Raw genomic sequence first — 18,836 nt, 5'->3', positions numbered from 1 at the left:
TCATGAACGGTGAGACAGTCGCTCAGGCGACCGCGCCACCCGGTGCCGGGGCGGTACTGGCGGACCTGTACCGCGAGCACCGGCTCGCCCTGGTCCGCCTGGCCGTACTGCTCGTGGGGGACAGGGAGAGCGCGGAGGACGTCGTGCAGGACGTCTTCTCCAGGCTGCACACCGCCGCGCTGAACGGCGGGCGCCCCGGGACGCTCACGCTGACGTACGTCCGCGTCTGCGTGCTGAACGCCTCGCGCTCCCTGCTGCGCAGACGCGGGGTCGCCGCCAGGCTGAGGCTCACGCGACGGGACTGGCCGATCGGCCCCGATTCGGCCTCCGGCTCCGGCTCCGGCTCCGGCTCCGGCTCCGCGGAGACGAGCGTGCTGCTGGGCGAGACGCGCCAGGAGATGCTGGCCGCGCTCGGCAGGCTGCCCAGGAGACAGCGTGAGGTCCTCGTCCTGCGTTACTACCTCGACCTGTCCGACGCCGAGATCGCCCAGGTGACGCGGCTCGGGCAGAGCACCGTACGGTCCACCGTCTCACGGGCTCTGGGACGGCTTGAGCGCGAACTGGGAGGAAAGGCATGACCGGCATCGAGGATCGGCTCAGGGACGCGCTGGCCGCCAGGGCCGAGGCCGTGACGGACGACGGACGGCCCCGCGTTCTCCCCGAACCGCACAGGCCGCTCGCGCGGCCCGGGTGGTGGGCGCCGGTCGCGGTCGCGGCGGCCATGGTGCTCGTGGTCGGCGTCGTCGTCGTGGGAACGCGAACGCGGCTGGTCACGGCCCCGCGACCCGTGTCCTCCTCCGGCGCCCTTCCCCCGCCGATCAGACAGGTGTGGCCGGACGCGGTGCACGAGATCCCGACGACAGGGCCCGGCGGCCGGACGTTCACTCCGGAGACGTTCGTCACCGACTGGATCGTGGTCGGGCAGAGTCTGCGGAAGGACCGGTTCGACGGGCTCTGGGCGTACGACGTCGTCCGGCGGAGGTTCAGCCTGATCGCGTCGTTGAAGGAGCCGATCGACGGGACGCCGGCCTTCGGGGACGGCCATCTGGCGTGGTCGACCACCCGGGGCCGGACGACCGAGGTGTGGACGGTGTCGATCGCTGGCGGCACACCACGGCGGCTCGCCAGGTTCCCCGCCGCGATCGACGACGACGACAATTACGAGGGGATGAGCCTGGCCGTGGCAGACGACGCGGTCGTGTGGTCCCCGCCGGGGGGCGGTGTTTACCGGGTCCCGCTGAAGGGCGGGAAGGTGTCCCTCATCGAGGGGACGAAGGGCCAGGGGCTGGTCGAGTGGCCGTGGGCCGGGTGGCCCAGGCGGGGCACCATGACGGACCAGTCGGTTCCCCGTCCCATGGAGCACCTGCGGAACGTGCTCTCGGGCGAGTCGAGGGACGCGGTCCCTCCGGCGGGACACACCTCGTGGTACGAGTGCGGCCTCACATGGTGTTACGGCGGCTCCAACGCCTGGCGACGTGACGGGACGGGCCTGCACGCGATGCCGGGGTCGACGGGCGGGGCGTCCTTCCTGGGCCGTGTCGTTCTGCTTGACCAGATGGACCACGCGGGCAACGGGGGACGCGGTCTCTACGACGCGGCCACGCGCCGCTCCGGCCTGCTGTTCCCCGTTCGGGCTTCCCTGAACCCGAAGGATCATCCTCCCGGCCTGTTCGTGGAGAAGAACCTGTTCTGGTTTAAGAAGGACAAGAAAACCCTGGTTCTGGTGAACCCCAATGCCATAATTCGATGAGGCTTTATTGGTTTCGGTCGGCTGGTAAACGGGTTCGGGTCCTCGACCTCGCGGGAGAGCCGTGGCGAAGGGGAAAAGTCCCGCGCCGCCTCCTGGGAGCGTCCGCCCGTGTCCTCGCCCTGGCGGCTCAGGAGGCGGGGAGACCGCGTCCCCCCGGGGCCCGGTTCGTTCGGAACAGGTCGGCCGCCGTGAAAACCCTGGTGACGACGGGAGTTGACAACCGGTCCTTACAGGATTGTTTCGGAAACGGTGTGTGCGAACTCGTGGGAAGGCCCGTACGGCGGTCGGGCCGAACGGGTCGTCGGGCTTTCCCGTCGCGGGGCCGCCCGAATGGGAGCCTGTTATGTCGGAACTGACATCCCCTGCTCGGAACAATCGCGGAGGAACAGGAAAACGGTGGTCGCATTCTTTTGGCACCGGATGTGGGAATTCACAATGCCACGAGGGCTGAATTCCTCTCGGCGCCGGTAGGGGCGATTTCCCGATGACGCCCTTCCGGGGCCGTACGGCGCGCTGTGGGGTTGCCCGGAGGGGCCGGAGTCCGAGATCCGGCTCGTCGTGGGGTGGGCGGGGCCGTACGGCCTTGGGGAGGCTCGGCTGAGGACCTGGATCCTCCCAAGGTCGTACGGCTCGCCGGGGCTTCGCCGGGTCAGCTGAGGAAGGCCGGGCGGAGCATGGCGAAGACCTGGTCCGTCAGGGTCGGGCGGTCGGCTGAGCCGCCGGTGCGCAGCCATTCACGCGCCACCGTGTCGAGGGCCGCCCCGGCGGCGACCGAGGCGAGGTCGGCCTCCAGCGGGGACAGGCCGCGCCCCGTCAGCGCCTCGACGATCAGGGCGCGGGCCTCGTCACGCTTCTGCAGGAGCCTGGCCCGTAGCGGGGGAGTGGACTCGATGAGCCGCAGCACCTCGATCTGCGTGTTGATGTGCGCCTCCCAGCCGCGCAGCACCGTGTGCAGGCACTCCCACGCCCCTTCCCCCGGTGGTCGGGCGGAGATCTCCTGGGCGACCCGCTCGGCCGTCGCCTCAAGCTCTCCGAGAAGCGCGTCCTCCTTGGTCGGGAAGTAGCGGAAGAAGCTCCGCTTGGACATCCCGGCCGCCCTGGCGATGTCGTCGACCGTGGTCTCGTCGAAGCCGCGCTCGGTGAACAGCTCAAGCGCCCGTGCGGCCAGCTCGGCGCGCACCGCCCGCCTGGTGCGATCTCGTAACCCCTCCATGACCCGAAATCATACACTCATTGCCAACCTTGGCACTTGGTGACATATTCAGGGCGACGCTCTTTGGATCGGAGGCTCTCATGCGTGGAAAGACCGTCCTGATCACCGGCAGCACCGGAGGAATCGGCAAGGAGACCGCACGCGGACTGGCCGCCCTGGGCGCCCGGGTGATCCTCGTCGGCCGTGACCCCGTACGCGCCCGGCGGGCGGCCGACGAACTGGGCGCGGGCGGCGGCCAGGTCGAGGCCCTCGCGGCGGACATGACCCGCCTGGGTGAGATGGCGGCCCTCGCCGCCCGGGTGGCCGAACGCTGCGACCGGCTGGACGTGCTGATCAACAACGTCGGCGCCAACCCGCCACGCCGTACGCTCACCGAGGACGGGGTGGAGACCACCTTCGCCGCCCACGTGCTGGCGCCGTTCACACTCACCCGTCTGTTGCTGCCGCTGCTCGTCGGCCGGGTCGTCAACATCACCGGGGGCATCCCCGGCGGCCCGATCGACCTGGACAACCTCCAGGCGGAACGGCGCTATCTGGGGTGGACCTTCGCCCAGTACAACCACACCAAGACCATGCAGATGGCGATGAGCCTGCGCTTCGCCGAGGAGGTGGGCGGGACCGGCGTCACGGTCAACGTGGCCTACCCCGGGCACGGCCACACGCCGATGAACCAGTCGCTGAAGGCGGCCGGATTCCCCTACCTCTACCGCCCGATCGTCCCGCTGCTGGGCCTGGTCGCCCCCCGGTTCTTCGCGGACCTCGGCAAACCCGCCCGCTCCAGCATCCACCTGGCCTCAAGCGCCGAGGTCGAGGGAGTGAGCGGAGCCTACTTCAGCATGAAGTGCCGCCGTACGGCCTGGCCGGAGAGCGCCCTGAACCGCCGCAACCAGGATACGATCTGGGCGCTGTGCGAGAACCTGACCCGCGAGGTCATCGGACGCCTCTGATGTAGGAGGCTAGGGGGATGACACGGTCACATATCACTGGTCTTCGAGCTCTTCGGGTCTCCCGGACCTTCCAGGTCGGCGGTGGCTCCCGTGGCTGACCCGAAGCGTCCCGTTCCCGTGATCCGCGAGGCTCGTGAGGAAGACTGGCCGCGGATCTGGCCCATCGTTCGCGACGTCGTCACCGCGCAGGAGACCTTCACCTACGACCCCGCCATGAGCGAGGACGACGCCAGGAACCTCTGGCTCCTGCCGGCCCCGGCCAGGGTGGTCGTCGCGGTCGACGGTGACCTGGTGCTCGGCACCGCCAACATGTACGCCAACCGGCCCGGCCCCGGCGACCACATCGCCTCCGGCAGCCTGATGGTCGCGGGGGAGGCACGGGGCCTGGGCGTCGGACGCGCCCTCGTCACGGACATGATCACCTGGGCGAGGCGGGAGGGGTTCGCGGCGATCCAGTTCAACGCCGTCGCGGACAGCAACAGGAGCGCGATCCACCTCTACGAGAGCCTGGGCTTCACCACCCTGGGCACGGCCCCCGGCGCCTTCCGCCACCCCACGGAAGGCCACGTCGGCCTCCGGATCATGTGGCTCCCCCTGTGACGGGTACGGCCTTGCTCACCGGATCACATGGGCATGTCGTGGAGAGGGCGCTGTGTGACACAGTGGCCTCCAGACAGGTTCCTGAGGACCGGGCCGCTGCCGGGAGGAGGGAAGAACCGTCGTACGACCCAGCCACATCCACAAAATGATCAACGCCCTGACCTGCACTTCTGCACTACCGTCGGACTGCCGCAGAACCAGCCGATCCCACCTTCGACCTAACCTGCCTGACCTGCGACTTTACCCCGGGTCCCTCATCACCCTGGAGGGTTCGCAACTCCAGGCGCGGCCGGTGCACCGTGTGAGCGATGGCGTCCCTCATCGCCCTGGAGGGTTACCAGTGACCTCTTCGGTGTGAACGAAGCGCTCTCCCGGTCCCCTCATCATCCTGGAGGGTTCGCAACACTGCGGAACGGCGAACCGCTCTCCGCGGCCGATGGGTCCCTCATCACCCTGAAGGGTTCGCAACTACGGAAGGCGCGGGATACCGGTGGCCATGTCGCCCGGTCGCTCATCACCCTGAAGGGTTCGCACCACTACAGGAGAAGCGTTGAGGAGGGCCTTGATGTCGGTTTCGCGGTAGCGGCGTTGGTTGCTGGGGGTTCTGACCGAGGGGATCTTCCCGGTGAGGGCCCACCGGTTGACGGTCTTGGGGTCGACGCCGAAGATGCGGGCGACCTCGCCGGGGGTGAGGAGTCGTTCGGTGGTGTCCGGTCCGGTGGAGAAGGTGCCGTCGGGGGCGACGGCCTTGAGTGGGGACATGGGGACTCCTTCAGTAGCGGAGGGTGTGCAGGATCTGGTCGTGCCGGGCGAGCGCGCGGACGAGCCGGTGCAGGGTCGTACGGCCGAGCACGTCGCGGGCCCCGGCTTTGCGCTGGTCGAGGCGCAGGGGTTCGTAGCGGACGGCCCACCACCTGGGGAGTCCGGGCAGGTTCCGTTCCTCGTACCGCCAGGCGGGGTGGGTGCTGATGAGCAGGTCGATCAGGCGCCGTTCGTCGTCGGTCATGGTCGTCCCTGGTTAGGGAGTGGAAGTGGGGGCGGGTGCCCGGCCCCGAGCCGGGGAGCATGCGGCCGGGCACCCTGGAGGAGGACCGGCCCCACACACTCGGGCCGGTGCGCCAGACGACTCCCCTTCCCCAGCACGCCAGCGTGCATGGGAACCGTCTTGCGGAGGTGTGCGGCTCAGGTCCCTCCTACCTGAGCCGCACGTCATGGAGTACGGCGAGCGACGGGTGGGATGACGTCCTCCGCCCGCCGTACCGGCTTCACGAGCGCAGCAGTCTGCGCAACGCCGTAGCCCGACCCGACACAATGGCCTGATCAGGACTTACGGCCTGAACAACCCGGGAGACCCGGGCCATCTGCCTGACCCGAGCGGTCTGGATGGCACGGGCGACGGCGACGGCCTGAATGCTCGGCGGCACCGTCGAGGGTGCCTGGGCGCTCAGCTTGCGGTCCAGCTCCTCAGCCGACTCGGCCCGCACCAGCAGCACGTCCCCGGCGTACGGCCTGCCGAACAGGACACTCCGGTAGGCGCTCCACAACCCGGTCATCGGGCTGTGGAACACCAGCCAGCCCAGGTGAGCCGTCTGCACGGAGTCACAGGTTCGATCCGAAAACTTAGAAACTTGACGAGGCCCTGCGGGAAGTGGCATCACGCCGCCCTCCCGCCCGGCGAACGCCGTCCACCGACCCTCGCCACCTTGGAGGTAAGGCGTCCCCGTCGAGCCAGCGAAGGCGGCGCGAGCCGAATCGCCCGGATCATCTCTGCCTCCCGCATCCGCTCCTCCAACCCCTCGGAAGTGGAGTCCTCGACGATCACCGGACGCGGACCGTCCCAGGAGGCCATCGCGTAGAAGGAACGTCGCCCCAGGCTGTAGAGGACGGTCCAGTCGGCCCAGGCCAGGTTGATCCGTTCAGCCTCAGCCCGCGCAGGCCCGTCCCACACCCGCCGATACACCGGCGCGTACGGCAGGCCGTCCCGATGCCGCCCGGTCACGAAGGCACCCCCTCGGCGATCTCCTCCTGACGGGCAACCGCCTCCCGGACCTCCTCGAAGGTGTCGGCGTCCACGGTCGGCTCGGCCCCCGCCCGCAACGCCGTACGCGGGAAAGCCCGATTGCGGATCGCCCAGAACCGCCCGGCATCACTGATGATCAGCCGCCACCCTGGGATCGCCGTTGCGGGCGCGCTGGTCCTGTCGTCACTCACGGATCGCAACTCCTTCGCGATCAAGAACCTGCTCGACACCTGTGACGGCCGAGCGGGTCACCGCATTGGGGACGGCCGTAACGCTACGCACACGGTGAGTTACTCGACAGGGACAGAACCCACTAGTTCCGCTGCTCAAAGATGGTGCGACTAGTGCGCAACCCCCACGAAATCAGCGAGTGCCACGATGCCGCGCGGCCGGTGAGGCCGGGCGAGCAACTCCCGGATGACGACCTTGCTCAGACCGCTCTGCCGCAACCACGCGGGAGCGATCCTGCGCAGATTACGCAGTGTCTCCACCGAGTCGGAGTCCCGGTAGGTCTGCGCCTGGGCATGCGCGACATCAAGCAGGAACCACGACTTCCAGGAGTCGGGCACCTGACCCGTCAGCGGAATCCGCTTGGCGAGCCGCAGAACAGAGCCCCACTCACCGGCCGCCGCCTCCACCGCCACCGCCTGCATCGCCACCGCCGTGGGCCCGAACACCGACGTCCAGCGATTGCTGGAGTCCTCCCCACTCCGCTGAGCCGCCGCACGGGCGACGGTCAACAGGTCCCGCGCCGTGTCGAAACGTTCGTTGCGCGCCGCCGCACTCATCGCGGACAGCAGCAGGCCGCCGTACACGGAGATCTCGTTCTGCGAAGCCGTACGGAGCCTCGGCTCGACCTTGTCTGCGGTGGCCAGCGCCACACTCTGCGAGTCGTCCAGGCGGCCGGTACGGATGAAGATCCAGCTGACGCTGTTGGCGATCATCGCCGGGAGCAGGGGGTCGTTCGACTCCCGCGCGGTCTGCCGCGCCCGGTCCAGGGCGAGAAGCGCCAGGTCCTCCATGCCGTTACGCGCCATCACGTGCGCGCCGAGCTGCATCGTCTTGGACAGCACCCCCCGGGCGCGAAGCGCGGTGCCGTTGGTGTGCTCACGTACGGCGACGCGCCCCTCGGCCAACAGCCCGGGAAGGATCTCTCCTAACGCGCTCAGATCACCCTCGTGATAGATCGTCCACGCGTCACTGACACTGCGTCGCAGCGCCGCGACATCCGGCGGGGTGTCCTCGGCGTCGGTCTCGGTCGGCGGCATGAAGTCAGCGGCCGGGATCAGAGCACGGCGAATCGCCGTGACCTTGGGGTCTCTGGCGCCCTCCTCAGGGACGACACCGAGCAGAAGCGCCGTCGTGTCCAGGTCAAGCGCACGGGCGAGGGAGTTGATCGTGGAGATACGGGCCGACTGCCGCTGGTTCTGCTCAAGCTTGCGAATGGTGTCCACGTTGACACCGGAACGCTCGGCCAGGATCTCCTGGGTGAGCCCCTCCACAGACCGGCGAGCCACCCTGAGCCGCTCACCAACGGTCATGTCCGGACGAAGTTCTAGGGTGTTGCGATCACGCATAGCCCTGCACCTTCCTGAAGGCCAACACCTTCAGAGTAGGCGCGCGGCCCCCTGGCCTTTAGGGGATGCCACCGGAATGCGGTGGAAACGGGCCGCGTCCGCCGGAGACTTCAGGTCAGGCGGTGGGAGCGGAAGCCGGGGTTTCGGCTGTGGATGGCAGCGCCCGCTGCGGTCCCATCCTGCTGAGCTGGTCAGACGCCGTTCCGGGAACCGGAGATCCGAGGTTCTGTCCAGCGTGCCGATTGCTGTTTGGGGCTGGTGACGCGTTCTTACCGGTACCCACAATGGACCGTTCGCGAGACGACTAGGCCTGGGCTGCCTCAGCCGGTGTGGCCCAAGGTTGATCTAGTACATGAACGTTATGTTGAAAACGGATCGTTTATTCGGCATGCTGTCATGCATGTCCGATGTCTTCACCCGGCCCGATTCCGGGGCGCAACGCGCCGAACGCGGCTACCATGCTCTGACCCACCTCGTTGAGCGGCATGCTGGCGATGCCGCGCGTCGAGCGCGGCAGATTCATCCCGACATGCCAGCCCCGCATGAGGTGGTTCGGCTCGTGGCGGGACTGGTCGGCGGTTCCATATGCCTGGAGGCGGGCGAGCCGGTCATCGATCACGACGACCTCGTCGCCGTGCTGACCCTTTTGCCGGGCATTCGAGCCGACCTCGACTCGACCGAGTTGTTTCTGCTCACGACCGCCAGAAAAAGGGGCATGACCTGGCAGGACATCGCCTTCGGTCTCGGCCTGAACACTGCCCAAGCTGCCCGGCAAAGGTACGAACGCTTGGGCGCTCGATCCGAGAGCGGGCCGCCTGCCGACAGATGATCTACAGACTCCGCAGGCCGTTCCCTCACGCCCGACGCGCCGCCATGTTCATCCCGTCATGGGGAGCAGACCAAGTAATCCGGAAAGAGCTGATAAGGCTGGTCAAGCGGTGGAGGCGGAAGCCAAGTTTTCGGCTGTGGATATCCGTTCCCGGCGTGGGATCGGATTGCTTCCCGCAGCGGTATGGTTGCGCCGGCCTGGTCAAACGCCGCCCCAGGAACCGGACAGAATATGCGTTCTGTCCGGTCAGCGCCGCGGCACGGCACGTTTCCGCCGTATTCCGGTAGCACCCCTTCAGGGCGAAAACGCGGATCCCCGGCTTTGTAGACGGTGTGAAATTCGGAATGTTCGACTTTGGCCCCATGGGCCCGTCACCATGGACAGAGCTCGTACTCCGGGGCCGCACCTAGAAGATGATCAACGCTCTGACCTGCACCTTTGCACTACCGTCGGACTGCCGCAGAAACAGCGAACCCCGCTCCTGCGGCGCCCGGCCCGGCCTGGGACTTTACCCTCGGGTCGCTCATCACCCTGAAGGGTTCGCAACAAGGACTCCCAGTAGTGCAGGACATGTCGTAGAGGGGGCACTCATCACCCTGAAGGGTTCCCAAGGCGGACGCGGGTCACGACTCATCCCCCGGTGACCGGCCCTCGTCACTCCCGGTCGGTTCCGGTGCCCTCCAGGACCGTGGAAAGCAAGGCTCGGAGGGCGGTGCGGACGGCTTCCAGGTCTACTGCTTCCGGGGTTATCCGCCACTGGGCGTGGATGCCGATGACGGTTCCCACCAGGACGACCGTGAACGCCTCCGGGGTGGTTCCCGGGGGAACGGCGTGTTCCGGGATCCAGGCTCGTACGGCCTCCCTGAGGGCCACGTGGAGCCGGGCGTAGTGGTCGCGGATCGGTGAGTCGGCCTCGACGGCCTCGGCGAGCAGGGTGATGAACAGGCGTGCGACGGGCATGCGGATGAAGGCCATCACCTGCTCCAGCGGGTCGCCGCGCACCTCCCCTGAGATCCGGCCGGAAGCCGAGCCTCCTGAGGCCGGGCCGGAAGTCGAGGCCGGGTCGGAAGCTGCGGCAGGACCGGACGCCGGGGCCGGGCCGAAGGCGGTCAGCATGGCGTCGAGGCGGTCGTCGATCACCGCCTCAAGCAGGCCCAGCTTGTTGCCGAAGTGCCAGGGGATGGAGCCACGGCTGATACCGGCCCGGTCGGCGATGTCGATGAAGCTCGTCTGCCGGTAGCCCTTCTCGGCGAAGAGTTCGGACGCGGCCGTCACCAGCAGCCGGCGGCTCTCCTGCGTCATCTCGGTACGTCGCGTGGCCATGTGACCCATCAAACCAGGTATGCCCGATGACCTACCAAGTGCTGATCGATATATTCTATGTCAGCCAACATAGAAAGAGGCATCCATGCGTTGGGTCACCTACGAAACGGACGACGGCGACCGCGTCGGAGTGGTCGACGACGACCGGATCCACCCGATCGGGCCGGGCGTCAGCCTGATCGACCTCATCGGCCAGGGTTCGGAGAAGCTGCGCGCGGCCGGGGAGGCGGCACTGACCTCGGAGGCGCACACGGTCCCGCTGGCCGGGGTCAGGCTGCGCGCGCCGATCCCGCGTCCGCCCTCGATGCGCGACTGCCTGTGCTTCCTGGACCACATGCGCAACTGCCAACAGGCCATGGGGCGGCCGCGCACGCTCAAGGACGCCTGGTACCAGATCCCGGCCTTCTACTTCGCCGCTCCCTCGACGGTCGTCGGGCCGTACGACGACGTGGCGATCTCCCCGGGCAGTTCCTGGTTCGACTTCGAGCTGGAGATCGCGGCGGTCATCGGCCCCGGCGGCCGGGACCTCACCCCGGAGCAGGCCGAGGAGCGCATCGTCGGCTACACCGTCTACAACGACTGGTCGGCGCGGGACCTGCAGACGCACGAGGCCGCGCTGGCGATCGGCCAGGCCAAGGGCAAGGACGGCGCGACCACCCTCGGCCCGTTCCTGGTCACCCCGGACGAGCTTGAGCCCTACCTTCGCGACGGCAGGCTCGCGCTGCGGGTCGAGGCGACCGTCAACGGCCGGGTCATCGGCTCGGGCCGTACGGACTCCATGGACTGGAGCTTCGGCGAGGTCGTCTCCTACGCCTCACGCGGTGTCGACCTGCTGCCCGGTGACGTGTTCGGTTCGGGTACGGTGCCCGGCTGCTGCCTCGTCGAGCACCTGTCCCTGGCGGACCCGGCCTCCTTCCCCGGCTGGCTGAAGGACGGCGACGTCGTCGAGCTGGCCGTCGAGGGGCTGGGCCGTACCCGGCAGACGGTTCGCGCGTCGGTCAGGCCGTACGCGCTGACGCCTCGGGAGAACCCCGACCGGCGTCCGCCGCGGCCCCGGGTGAACAGGGCGCCGTCGCGGCTGCCCTACACGCGCGGTCTGCACGAGGTCGGCGCGGACGTGTGGGCCTGGCTGCTGCCCGACGGCGGGTACGGCCTGAGCAACGCCGGGCTGGTCGCGGGCGAGGGCGCCTCGATCCTGGTGGACACCCTGTTCGACCTGCCGTTGACGGCCGAGATGCTCCACGCGATGGGTCACGTCACCGCTCGGCACCCGCTCACCCACGCCGTCCTCACCCACTCCAACGGCGACCACACCCACGGCAACCAACTGCTCGGCGAGGGTGTCGAGATCGTCGCCGCCACGGCCACCGGCGCGGAGATGCCGCACGAGATGCCCGCGGAGCTGCTGACCGCCACCCAGGTCATGGACGTCGGCCCCGCGACCCCCTACCTCCGTGAGCGGTTCGGGCCCTTCGACTTCGGCGGGATCCGTCTGAGGCTGCCCGACCGGACCTACGACGGGGAGCTCACCCTGGACGTCGGAGGGCGTGAGGTGCGCCTGACGAACCTCGGTCCCGCCCACACCGGCGCCGACACGGTCGTGCACGTGCCCGACGCGGGGGTGCTCTTCGCGGGGGACCTGCTGTTCGTCGGCTGCACGCCCATCGTGTGGAGCGGCCCGGTCGGCAACTGGATCGCCGCCTGCGACAGGATGATCGCCACCGGCGCCCACACGATCGTCCCCGGCCACGGCCCGGTCACCGACCCCGACGGCGTTCGCGCGGTACGCGGCTATCTCACCCATGTGGTCGAGCAGGCCGACGCCGCCCACGCCCGGGGCGTCCCCTTCGCGGAGGCGGCCAGGACCGTCGACCTCGGGGAGTACGCCACCTGGCTGGACGCCGAGCGGATCGTGGTCAACCTGCACCGCCGCTACCGCGAACTCGACCCCGAGACCACGCCCGAACTGAGCCGGCTGACGCTGATGGCGATGATGGCCGACTGGGACGCGATACGGGGGCTCTCGTGAGACTCCCCGGAACCGCGCACACCCGCCTGCCCTGGCGGGTCCACGAACTCACCGGGGACTTCACGGTCGAGGACGTGTGGTCGTTCCGTACCCCCGGCGCCGGGCCCGACGACTTCCCCACGATGCTCGCGGCGATGCGGACCGCCGGGGGGATCGCGAAGCTGCCCCGGCCCGCGCGGTTCCTGTTCGCCCTCCGCTGGAGGATCGGCGCGCTGCTCGGCTGGGACAGGCCGTCCTCGGGCGTCGGCGCGCGGGTCGGCTCGCTGCGCGACCGCCTGCCCGACGACCTCCGCGACGCCCCCCGTGGCGCCGACAGCGCGACCATGCCGCTCAAGGCGGTCTACGAACTCGACACCGAGTCCGCCAGGGAACTGGCGAACAGGACCGTGCACACCGTGATGCACCTGGGCTGGGTTCGAGGCGCCGACGGTGACCACGAACTGAGGATGGCCGTCCTCGTCAAGCCCAACGGCCTGTTCGGACGGCTCTACATGGCCGCCATCGCGCCCTTCAGGTACCTCGTCGTCTACCCGGCGCTGACCCGGCGATGGGAACGCGCCTGGTGTGACCACGCGGAAAGGACGCCCCGATGAACTCCAGGATGCTCCGCTGGGCGAGCGGGATCATGATCACGCTGGGCGCGGGGCACCTGTCCGTGGTGGTGCTCACCGGCTGGGCGCGGATCTCCGACTGGGTACGGCAGGGCCTGTGGGCGGCCGTCCCGTTCCTCGGCACGAGCGGCGACACGGCTCAGCTGGTGGAGGCCCTGCGGGACAAGACGATCTTCTGGGCCGGTCCGGGAGGCTTCGCCGTTCCCCTGGTCCTGCTGGGCTGCCTGACGTGGCACCTCGCCGGGCGTGGGGTGACCGTACCCGCCGGAGTCGGCTGGGGTGTCGCGGTGTGGTCCGTGGTGGGCGGCGTCGTCCTCGTGCCGTCCCCGTTCTTCCTCGGGGCCGTCGCCGGAGCGCTCATCGTCCTGGCGGCGCGGAGGGGAGTGGGTGCGCCGACCTCGCACGGGAGCTGAGCCGGTCACCACGGGGGCGTCCGGCTCACGCTCCCGGCGGGGCGTCGTCCGTCGCGACGACGCCCCGTCCGGTTCACCAGGTCTTGCCGGCCTGCTCGCGGATCGTGTGGTTGATCCGGTTGAAGAAGTTGGTCAGCGCGATCTCCATGGTGATCGCGTTCAGTTGCTCGCCGGTGAAGTGGTCGGCGGCGTGGTCCCAGATCTCGTCGGTCACGCCGGGGGCGCCGTCCTGGATCCGGGTGGCGGCCTCGGCCAGTGCGAGCGCGGCCCGTTCCTCGTCGGTGAAGAAGGACGTCTCGCGCCACGCGACGACGTGGTGCAGCCGCTCGTCGGTCTCACCGGCCTTCTTCGCCGAGGCGACCGAGGCGAAGACACACGGGCTGCAGCCGTTGATCTGGCTGACGCGCAGATGGACCAGCGACAGCAGACGGCCTTCGACGCCTCCGGAGTGAATCACCCTGTACAGCTTCGTGATCCCCTCGATCAGTTCGGGGCTTGCCGTACCTTTCAGACGTGCTTCCATGGTTCCTGCTCCCTTGTCGGTTACCTGAGCCCGTTCCGGCTCGTCATCACCCATGACGGAGCGGTTCTGCGGAAGGTAACAACATGCCCGACACCGGCCAGGCCAGGCCCGCCGATCCGATGGCCGAGGCGTTCGAGTCGCAGCGCGACCGGCTGCGCGCGGTCGCCCATCGCATGCTCGGATCACACGCTGACGCCGAGGACGTGGTCCAGGAGGCGTGGCTGCGGCTGTCCCGCCAGGACGCGGCGGTCGCTGGTGACACCGCCGGCATCGCCAACCTCGCCGGGTGGCTGACCACGGTGGTCGCCAGGATCAGCCTCGACGTCCTGCGGACGCGCCGGGCCCGCACCGAGGTGCTCCTGGACGACCGGCTGCCCGAGTTCGTGGTGACCCCCGATGACGGTCCCGCTCCCGAGGAGGACGCGGTGCTCGCCGACTCGGTCGGGCTCGCGCTTATCGTCGTCCTCGAATCGCTCCGGCCGAGTGAGCGGCTGGCCTTCGTGCTGCACGACCTGTTCGCGGTGCCGTTCGACGAGATCGGCAAGATCCTCGGCAGGTCGACCGACGCCGCCAAGATGCTCGCCAGCCGGGCCCGCAGGAAGGTGCGGGCGACCGAGCGTCCGGCGGGTGCCGGTCGGGAGCGGCGCGAGGTGGTCCAGGCCTTCCTGGCGGCCGCCCGCCGTGGCGACTTCGAGGAACTGCTGCGCCTGCTCGACCCCGAGGTGAGGCTGACCGTCGACACCCCCACCGGAGAGATCGTCGTCCTCGGCGCGACCAGGGTCGCGGCGGGCGCGCGGCTGTCCTCTGGCGCGGGCGCCCTCGGCCGGGCGGTGCTCGTCAACGGCCTGCCCGGCTTCGTCTCCTGGCATCAGGACGGCACCCCACTCTCCGTCCTGGCGTTCACCGTCACCGAGGGCAGGATCGCCGCCATCACGGCCCTCACCGACCCGGCCAAGCTCGCGCGGATGAACCTGCCCGACCCGGCGTGAGCCGTCGGGACCTGCTCAAAAGACGTGTGAAGTGCGAGGATCACTAGCAGAGTTACCTTTTACTGCACTTCCGGAGGATTGGTGCGTTCTCTCCCCCTGGCCTGCGCGGTGGCACTGGCCGCCGCCACGCTCGTCCCCGCCCTGCCCGTTCAGGCCGCCGCGACTCCGTCCCTCCAGATCACCCGTATCTGGTACAACTCGCCTGGGTCACCCGATTTTGGGGCGAACAGCAGCCTGAACGGCGAGTACATCCAGGTCAAGAACACGACCCGGCGAGCGGTCAGCCTCAAGGGCTGGACCATCCGCGACGAGACGCGTCGCTCCGACCACGTCTACACGTTCGGCGCCTTCACCCTCGGCGCGGGCAAGACGGTGACCCTGCGGACCGGTAAGGGGAGGAACACCGCGACCACCCGGTATTGGGGCAGGAGCGGGGGCACGCTCGCCTACATCTGGAACCAGACCAGGGACACCGGCTACCTGCGTGACCCCAGGGGGAAGCTGGTCGACTCCTGCTCCTACAACTCGTCCCGGGTCGAGTACGTCAACTGCGTCTAGGACCCGGTGAACCGCCGAGGAGCCCGCGCCGGAAGGGGCGGGCTCCTTCCATTTGAGATGTCCTGCAACCTTTCGCTGGTTTGGCCGCGTTGGGAACCGGCGAGAGGAGATCACATTGGATCGTCACGACGGCTTCCGCGAGTTCGTGCTCGCCCGGCAGCAGGCGCTGACGAGGACCGCGTACCTGCTCACGGGTGACGCGCACCTCGCCGAGGACCTGCTGCAGAGCGTGCTGATCAAGGTCGCCAAACAGTGGCCCAAGCTGTCCGTCGACGGCAACCCCGAGGCGTACACGCGCAAGGCGCTGATGAACCAGTACATCTCGTGGCGGCGGCGGTTACAGCGGGAGTGGCCGAGCGCCTCTCCACCCGAGCGGGGCGCCTCCCACGACGAGGCGACGATCGACCGGATCATGCTGCGTCAGGCGATGACCAAGCTGACGCGTAAGCAGCGCGCCGTACTCGTGCTGCGTTTCTGGGAGGACCTCACCGAGACGCAGACGGCCGAGGCGCTGGGCTGTTCGGTCGGCAACGTCAAGAGCCAGACCCACCGCGCGCTGGCCCGCCTGCGCAGGCTCGCGCCCGAGTTGTCCGACCGGAGTTCCCTTTCCTTACTGCAGGAGGTGGCGGTATGACGAGGCTGCGCAGAGCCCTGAACGACCTCGCCGAGGAGGCGCCCTCGGCGGACCTGTCCGGCATGGTCGACCGGATCCTGACGGGGAACCGGCGCAGACGGCACACGACCGCCGTGCTGGCCGCCGTCGCCACGGTCGTCACGGTCGTGGCCACGGGCACGGTGATGGCGACCGTGACGCGGTCCCGGTCCCCGGAGGTGGCCACGTCACTGCGGGCGGGCGCGATCGCCGACCTGCCCGGGGGGAACGTGGGACCGCTCGAATACGCGTACGAGACGCCCTGCAAGGTGGACAAGCGGAAGGCCCTCGACTGCTCCTCCGCGGAGTGGCGGGTGGTCACCCGCGCGGGCACGACCTACCGGCTGCCGCAGGCGCTCGCCATGACGGCCCAGAACCACCGCGTGCCCGTCTCGATCAGTCGGGACGGGCGCATGCTCGCCTACTACAGCAGGAAGGCCCGGGCGCACGTGGTGCGCGACCTCGTGGGCGGTTCCGAGACGACGTCCCCCGTCACGGTGAAGGAGTCGCAGATCGGCGCGGGCTCCATGCTCGTGCTCTCCGACGACGGCCGTCATGTGGTGTTCGACCCGCGTGAGGGGACCAGGAAGCCGGGACTGCTGATCGACGTGCGCACCGGCACGACGGTGCGGGTGCCCGGCCAGTACGAGGCGGTCAGCGTGCGCGGCGGCGTCGCCGAGCTCGTCCGGTACCTCAGGACCGACCTGCGGCTGATGCCCGTCACCGGCGGAGGCAGGACGGTGCACTTCGACGGCACGTTCACGGGCTTCAGCGAGATCTCTCCCGACGGCCGTACGGTCGCCGCCTTCGAAAGACGCGACGCCAAGAAGTGGGTCCAGGAGCTGCGCACGTTCACCCTGCTCGACGTCGGCACCGGGCGCAGGGTGCGCGAGGTGCCCATCAACGGCCTCCCGGAGGGGGAACCCGTCATGGCCACCGGTCCCTGGCTGAGCGGGTCGGAACTCACGGTCGTCGTGCGGGACTCGAAGCGCACCTATGTCTACGGGGTCGACATCGGCACCGGGAAGGCCCGCCGGCTGGCCGACCATCAGAACGCGCCGTACCTGACCCTGCCGGGGATCGCGAGCGAGTGATCCACCGAGCGTGTGGGAAGGGCGTCGGACAAGGGGGCTCCGACGCCCTTCCGGCGTTCAGCTGGAGAGTTGGCCGTGACGGGCGCGCATGCCGTCCACGAGGGTCTTGAGGGCGGCGGCGGTCGGCAGCCAGGGGTCGGCCAGAGACTGGGTGGCCTGGGCGACGAGCTGGTCGGCGAGGTTGGACACCGGCGTCGCCGCATTCGTCACGTCCGCGGCCCACAGGTAGGCCGCGTTCCCCGCGGGTAGGGGCGTCCCGGCCGCCAGGACGTGCACGGTCTGCTGCGCCTGACCCCAGCCGACCAGCCGGTGCAGGTCGGCCAGGACCTCCTCCATCACCGCGAGGTCGTAGGCGGTGATCAGGGGAAGGACCGGTGAGGTGTCGACCGGGGTGGTGGAGCGGCCGCCGGGCCCGTGGTGCAGGGTCATCGAGATCTGCTGCGACTCCAGCATGAGCTGCCGGTACAGCAACTCGGTCGGCGCCTCATCCAGCCAGATGTAGGAGTTCTGGTACTTCTGGACGAACACCATGTTCTGCCACACCCACAGCGACCGCGCCCAGCCCTTGGTGAGACGCTCCTGGGCCTCCGTCAGAGCCTGGCGCACCCTGGTCTCCTGCGGAACCGTCAGGGCCGGACCGGCGGCCGGGGCGAGTACGGCGAGCGGCGCGGGCGCGGGCAGGACGAGGTTCGTGTGGCGCCTGGCCACCTCGGCGTAGTGGTCGGCGTTGGTCTTCATGGCAGGCCAGTCGACCGTGGCGAAGCCCGCCGCGCCGAAGTAGATGTGGTCCACGATGTCCTTGCCGGCGATGTGGAAGGACTCGTGCAGCAGGGTGCGGACCCGGCCGTCGGTGCGGGCGTCCGCGAACGCCATGGGGACGGTCAGCGACTCGGGAGACGACACGGCCCCGGCACCCTGGATGGCCAGGTCACCACGGCTGTCCAGCAGGATCATCCGGTTGTCGTAGAGGCGCCTCAGCCCGTTCGCGGCGTCGGTGAACCTCTGCTTGATCTTCGGCAGCCTGGTGCCGTCCGGCAGGTTGAAGACGGCGGCGATGTGCGCGTCGGCGTTGCCCGCCGCGATCTGGGTGAAGGCGGTGGTCGCCTCGTCCACCATGGCCTTCAGCACCGCCTGACCGGCGTCGCCCGGAGGCTGGTTCTTCCGGTTTCCGGCCTGCGCGACGTACGGGGTCTTGTCGGCGAGGACCGCGATCAGCTTTTCCAGGGTGTCGTTGGCCGCCGCGTTCGCGTAGTTCAACGGGGCGGCGGTCCTGGCGTAGTTGTCCACGCCGGTACTGCCGAGCGCGACCCGCAACGCGCCCAGGTCGGCCGGCCGGACCCTGTCGTAGGCGCGCCGTACCAACCGGTGCAGCGTCGCACGGAGCGGAGGCTGGGGGAGCTGGGGGTGGGTGAACGGTTCCTGCTGGGTCACACCGCTTAACGGCAGCATGAATTCCCTTCCACATCCGCGTTTTCCCTCGCGACGGATGTCGCGTATGTCAGATATGACACCCACCACAGAAAATGCGTTTACCGCCCGGGCGAATCCCCCGGCCGCGTCGCGCTGAGGGCGGTGAGGCGAAGGCCGACAGGAACAGGAAGCCGCCGGCCATCGCGAGCCGACGTTGCGGAAGCTCTTGCGTGCCTTTGGTGAAATATCCCGGTCTAATAGGAAATATATCTACTTTAGTCTAATTGTCGCTATTGTG

22 protein-coding genes are annotated in these 18,836 nt (G+C 69.0%); 12 read left to right on the top strand and 10 right to left on the bottom strand.

What is annotated here, in order from left to right; all coding sequences use genetic code 11:
- The first annotated feature begins 2 nt into the window (after positions 1-2).
- Complete coding sequence (locus ACFOYY_RS06785) at positions 3-578, top strand: RNA polymerase sigma factor (RefSeq protein ID WP_386188680.1); 576 nt, start codon at positions 3-5, stop codon at positions 576-578.
- Positions 575-1,750, top strand: coding sequence for a hypothetical protein (locus ACFOYY_RS06780; RefSeq protein WP_386188678.1), 1,176 nt, complete (start codon positions 575-577; stop codon positions 1,748-1,750). The genes ACFOYY_RS06785 and ACFOYY_RS06780 overlap by 4 nt, the downstream gene beginning before the upstream one ends.
- 649 nt (positions 1,751-2,399) lie before the next feature.
- Here ACFOYY_RS06780 and ACFOYY_RS06775 read toward each other — a convergent pair.
- Positions 2,400-2,963 (bottom strand): TetR family transcriptional regulator, encoded by a 564-nt coding sequence (locus ACFOYY_RS06775; RefSeq protein WP_386188676.1) that lies wholly within the window; start codon positions 2,961-2,963, stop codon positions 2,400-2,402.
- Positions 2,964-3,043: 80 nt separating this feature from the next.
- Here ACFOYY_RS06775 and ACFOYY_RS06770 point away from each other — a divergent pair, with 80 nt between their 5' ends.
- Entirely contained in the window at positions 3,044-3,910 is an 867-nt protein-coding gene (locus tag ACFOYY_RS06770; RefSeq protein WP_386188674.1) for an SDR family NAD(P)-dependent oxidoreductase, read from the top strand.
- Positions 3,911-4,000: 90 nt separating this feature from the next.
- Complete coding sequence (locus ACFOYY_RS06765) at positions 4,001-4,510, top strand: GNAT family N-acetyltransferase (RefSeq protein ID WP_386188672.1); 510 nt, start codon at positions 4,001-4,003, stop codon at positions 4,508-4,510.
- 468 nt (positions 4,511-4,978) lie between these two features.
- Here ACFOYY_RS06765 and ACFOYY_RS06760 read toward each other — a convergent pair whose 3' ends face one another.
- From ACFOYY_RS06760 to ACFOYY_RS06735, 6 genes are all read right to left on the bottom strand, one after another.
- Entirely contained in the window at positions 4,979-5,272 is a 294-nt protein-coding gene (locus ACFOYY_RS06760) for a BldC family transcriptional regulator (RefSeq protein ID WP_352011133.1), read from the bottom strand.
- Positions 5,273-5,282: 10 nt separating this feature from the next.
- Positions 5,283-5,516, bottom strand: a complete 234-nt coding sequence (locus ACFOYY_RS06755; RefSeq protein WP_352011132.1) for a hypothetical protein — start codon at positions 5,514-5,516, stop codon at positions 5,283-5,285.
- Between the two features lie 259 nt (positions 5,517-5,775).
- The gene (locus ACFOYY_RS06750; RefSeq protein ID WP_386188670.1) at positions 5,776-6,105 is read right to left on the bottom strand and encodes a hypothetical protein; all 330 of its coding nucleotides are present in this window, start codon (positions 6,103-6,105) and stop codon (positions 5,776-5,778) included.
- Positions 6,106-6,164: 59 nt separating this feature from the next.
- Positions 6,165-6,509, bottom strand: a complete 345-nt coding sequence (locus ACFOYY_RS06745; RefSeq protein ID WP_386188668.1) for a hypothetical protein — start codon at positions 6,507-6,509, stop codon at positions 6,165-6,167.
- Positions 6,506-6,721 (bottom strand): hypothetical protein, encoded by a 216-nt coding sequence (locus ACFOYY_RS06740; RefSeq protein ID WP_386188666.1) that lies wholly within the window; start codon positions 6,719-6,721, stop codon positions 6,506-6,508. Before ACFOYY_RS06740 ends, ACFOYY_RS06745 begins: the two co-directional genes overlap by 4 nt.
- 150 nt (positions 6,722-6,871) lie before the next feature.
- Entirely contained in the window at positions 6,872-8,071 is a 1,200-nt protein-coding gene (locus ACFOYY_RS06735; protein ID WP_386188664.1) for a helix-turn-helix domain-containing protein, read from the bottom strand.
- Positions 8,072-8,459: 388 nt separating this feature from the next.
- Between ACFOYY_RS06735 and ACFOYY_RS06730 the strand changes: the two genes are divergently transcribed.
- A complete protein-coding gene (locus ACFOYY_RS06730; protein ID WP_386188662.1) occupies positions 8,460-8,936 on the top strand; it encodes a DNA-binding protein in 477 nt (158 codons plus the stop codon).
- Between the two features lie 654 nt (positions 8,937-9,590).
- Here ACFOYY_RS06730 and ACFOYY_RS06725 read toward each other — a convergent pair.
- Positions 9,591-10,259 (bottom strand): TetR/AcrR family transcriptional regulator, encoded by a 669-nt coding sequence (locus tag ACFOYY_RS06725; protein ID WP_386188660.1) that lies wholly within the window; start codon positions 10,257-10,259, stop codon positions 9,591-9,593.
- Positions 10,260-10,344: 85 nt separating this feature from the next.
- Between ACFOYY_RS06725 and ACFOYY_RS06720 the strand changes: the two genes are divergently transcribed.
- From ACFOYY_RS06720 to ACFOYY_RS06710, 3 genes are read left to right on the top strand one after another with little or no spacing between them, the layout of a single operon-like run.
- Positions 10,345-12,288, top strand: a complete 1,944-nt coding sequence (locus ACFOYY_RS06720; RefSeq protein ID WP_386188658.1) for a fumarylacetoacetate hydrolase family protein — start codon at positions 10,345-10,347, stop codon at positions 12,286-12,288.
- The gene (locus ACFOYY_RS06715) at positions 12,285-12,881 is read left to right on the top strand and encodes a DUF2867 domain-containing protein (protein ID WP_386188656.1); all 597 of its coding nucleotides are present in this window, start codon (positions 12,285-12,287) and stop codon (positions 12,879-12,881) included. Before ACFOYY_RS06720 ends, ACFOYY_RS06715 begins: the two co-directional genes overlap by 4 nt.
- A complete protein-coding gene (locus ACFOYY_RS06710) occupies positions 12,878-13,312 on the top strand; it encodes a DUF6463 family protein (RefSeq protein ID WP_386188654.1) in 435 nt (144 codons plus the stop codon). The genes ACFOYY_RS06715 and ACFOYY_RS06710 overlap by 4 nt, the downstream gene beginning before the upstream one ends.
- A gap of 73 nt (positions 13,313-13,385) precedes the next feature.
- Here ACFOYY_RS06710 and ACFOYY_RS06705 read toward each other — a convergent pair whose 3' ends face one another.
- Complete coding sequence (locus tag ACFOYY_RS06705; protein ID WP_386188652.1) at positions 13,386-13,835, bottom strand: carboxymuconolactone decarboxylase family protein; 450 nt, start codon at positions 13,833-13,835, stop codon at positions 13,386-13,388.
- Between the two features lie 83 nt (positions 13,836-13,918).
- On the opposite strand from ACFOYY_RS06705, the gene ACFOYY_RS06700 reads away from it, so the two are divergent.
- The 4 genes from ACFOYY_RS06700 to ACFOYY_RS06685 all read left to right on the top strand — a co-directional run bounded on the left by ACFOYY_RS06700 (position 13,919) and on the right by ACFOYY_RS06685 (position 17,128).
- The gene (locus ACFOYY_RS06700) at positions 13,919-14,824 is read left to right on the top strand and encodes a sigma-70 family RNA polymerase sigma factor (protein WP_386188650.1); all 906 of its coding nucleotides are present in this window, start codon (positions 13,919-13,921) and stop codon (positions 14,822-14,824) included.
- An 81-nt stretch (positions 14,825-14,905) separates the two neighbouring features.
- Positions 14,906-15,382 carry a lamin tail domain-containing protein gene (locus ACFOYY_RS06695; RefSeq protein WP_352011121.1) on the top strand — a complete coding sequence of 159 codons (477 nt, stop codon included), beginning with the start codon at positions 14,906-14,908 and terminating at the stop codon, positions 15,380-15,382.
- 115 nt (positions 15,383-15,497) lie between these two features.
- Entirely contained in the window at positions 15,498-16,016 is a 519-nt protein-coding gene (locus ACFOYY_RS06690; RefSeq protein ID WP_352011120.1) for a SigE family RNA polymerase sigma factor, read from the top strand.
- Entirely contained in the window at positions 16,013-17,128 is a 1,116-nt protein-coding gene (locus ACFOYY_RS06685; RefSeq protein ID WP_386188648.1) for a hypothetical protein, read from the top strand. Before ACFOYY_RS06690 ends, ACFOYY_RS06685 begins: the two co-directional genes overlap by 4 nt.
- Before the next feature lie 57 nt (positions 17,129-17,185).
- On the opposite strand, the gene ACFOYY_RS06680 is transcribed toward ACFOYY_RS06685, so the two are convergent.
- The gene (locus ACFOYY_RS06680; RefSeq protein WP_386188646.1) at positions 17,186-18,577 is read right to left on the bottom strand and encodes a hypothetical protein; all 1,392 of its coding nucleotides are present in this window, start codon (positions 18,575-18,577) and stop codon (positions 17,186-17,188) included.
- Positions 18,578-18,836: the final 259 nt, after the last annotated feature.

The sequence above is a fragment of the Streptosporangium jomthongense genome, from assembly GCF_042650425.1.
GTDB lineage: Bacteria > Actinomycetota > Actinomycetes > Streptosporangiales > Streptosporangiaceae > Streptosporangium.
This window is presented reverse-complemented; position numbering and strand designations above follow the sequence as displayed.

What these genes read in the sequence shown, in the direction of transcription:
- ACFOYY_RS06785 (WP_386188680.1), top strand. Translation starts at nt 3, where the DNA reads ATGAACGGTGAGACAGTCGCTCAGGCGACCGCGCCACCCGGTGCCGGG.
- ACFOYY_RS06780 (WP_386188678.1), top strand. Translation starts at nt 575, where the DNA reads ATGACCGGCATCGAGGATCGGCTCAGGGACGCGCTGGCCGCCAGGGCC.
- ACFOYY_RS06775 (WP_386188676.1), bottom strand. Translation starts at nt 2,963, where the DNA reads ATGGAGGGGTTACGAGATCGCACCAGGCGGGCGGTGCGCGCCGAGCTG.
- ACFOYY_RS06770 (WP_386188674.1), top strand. Translation starts at nt 3,044, where the DNA reads ATGCGTGGAAAGACCGTCCTGATCACCGGCAGCACCGGAGGAATCGGC.
- ACFOYY_RS06760 (WP_352011133.1), bottom strand. Translation starts at nt 5,272, where the DNA reads ATGTCCCCACTCAAGGCCGTCGCCCCCGACGGCACCTTCTCCACCGGA.
- ACFOYY_RS06755 (WP_352011132.1), bottom strand. Translation starts at nt 5,516, where the DNA reads ATGACCGACGACGAACGGCGCCTGATCGACCTGCTCATCAGCACCCAC.
- ACFOYY_RS06735 (WP_386188664.1), bottom strand. Translation starts at nt 8,071, where the DNA reads ATGACCGTTGGTGAGCGGCTCAGGGTGGCTCGCCGGTCTGTGGAGGGG.
- ACFOYY_RS06730 (WP_386188662.1), top strand. Translation starts at nt 8,460, where the DNA reads ATGAACGTTATGTTGAAAACGGATCGTTTATTCGGCATGCTGTCATGC.
- ACFOYY_RS06725 (WP_386188660.1), bottom strand. Translation starts at nt 10,259, where the DNA reads ATGGCCACGCGACGTACCGAGATGACGCAGGAGAGCCGCCGGCTGCTG.
- ACFOYY_RS06720 (WP_386188658.1), top strand. Translation starts at nt 10,345, where the DNA reads ATGCGTTGGGTCACCTACGAAACGGACGACGGCGACCGCGTCGGAGTG.
- ACFOYY_RS06710 (WP_386188654.1), top strand. Translation starts at nt 12,878, where the DNA reads ATGAACTCCAGGATGCTCCGCTGGGCGAGCGGGATCATGATCACGCTG.
- ACFOYY_RS06705 (WP_386188652.1), bottom strand. Translation starts at nt 13,835, where the DNA reads ATGGAAGCACGTCTGAAAGGTACGGCAAGCCCCGAACTGATCGAGGGG.
- ACFOYY_RS06700 (WP_386188650.1), top strand. Translation starts at nt 13,919, where the DNA reads ATGCCCGACACCGGCCAGGCCAGGCCCGCCGATCCGATGGCCGAGGCG.
- ACFOYY_RS06685 (WP_386188648.1), top strand. Translation starts at nt 16,013, where the DNA reads ATGACGAGGCTGCGCAGAGCCCTGAACGACCTCGCCGAGGAGGCGCCC.
- ACFOYY_RS06680 (WP_386188646.1), bottom strand. Translation starts at nt 18,577, where the DNA reads ATGCTGCCGTTAAGCGGTGTGACCCAGCAGGAACCGTTCACCCACCCC.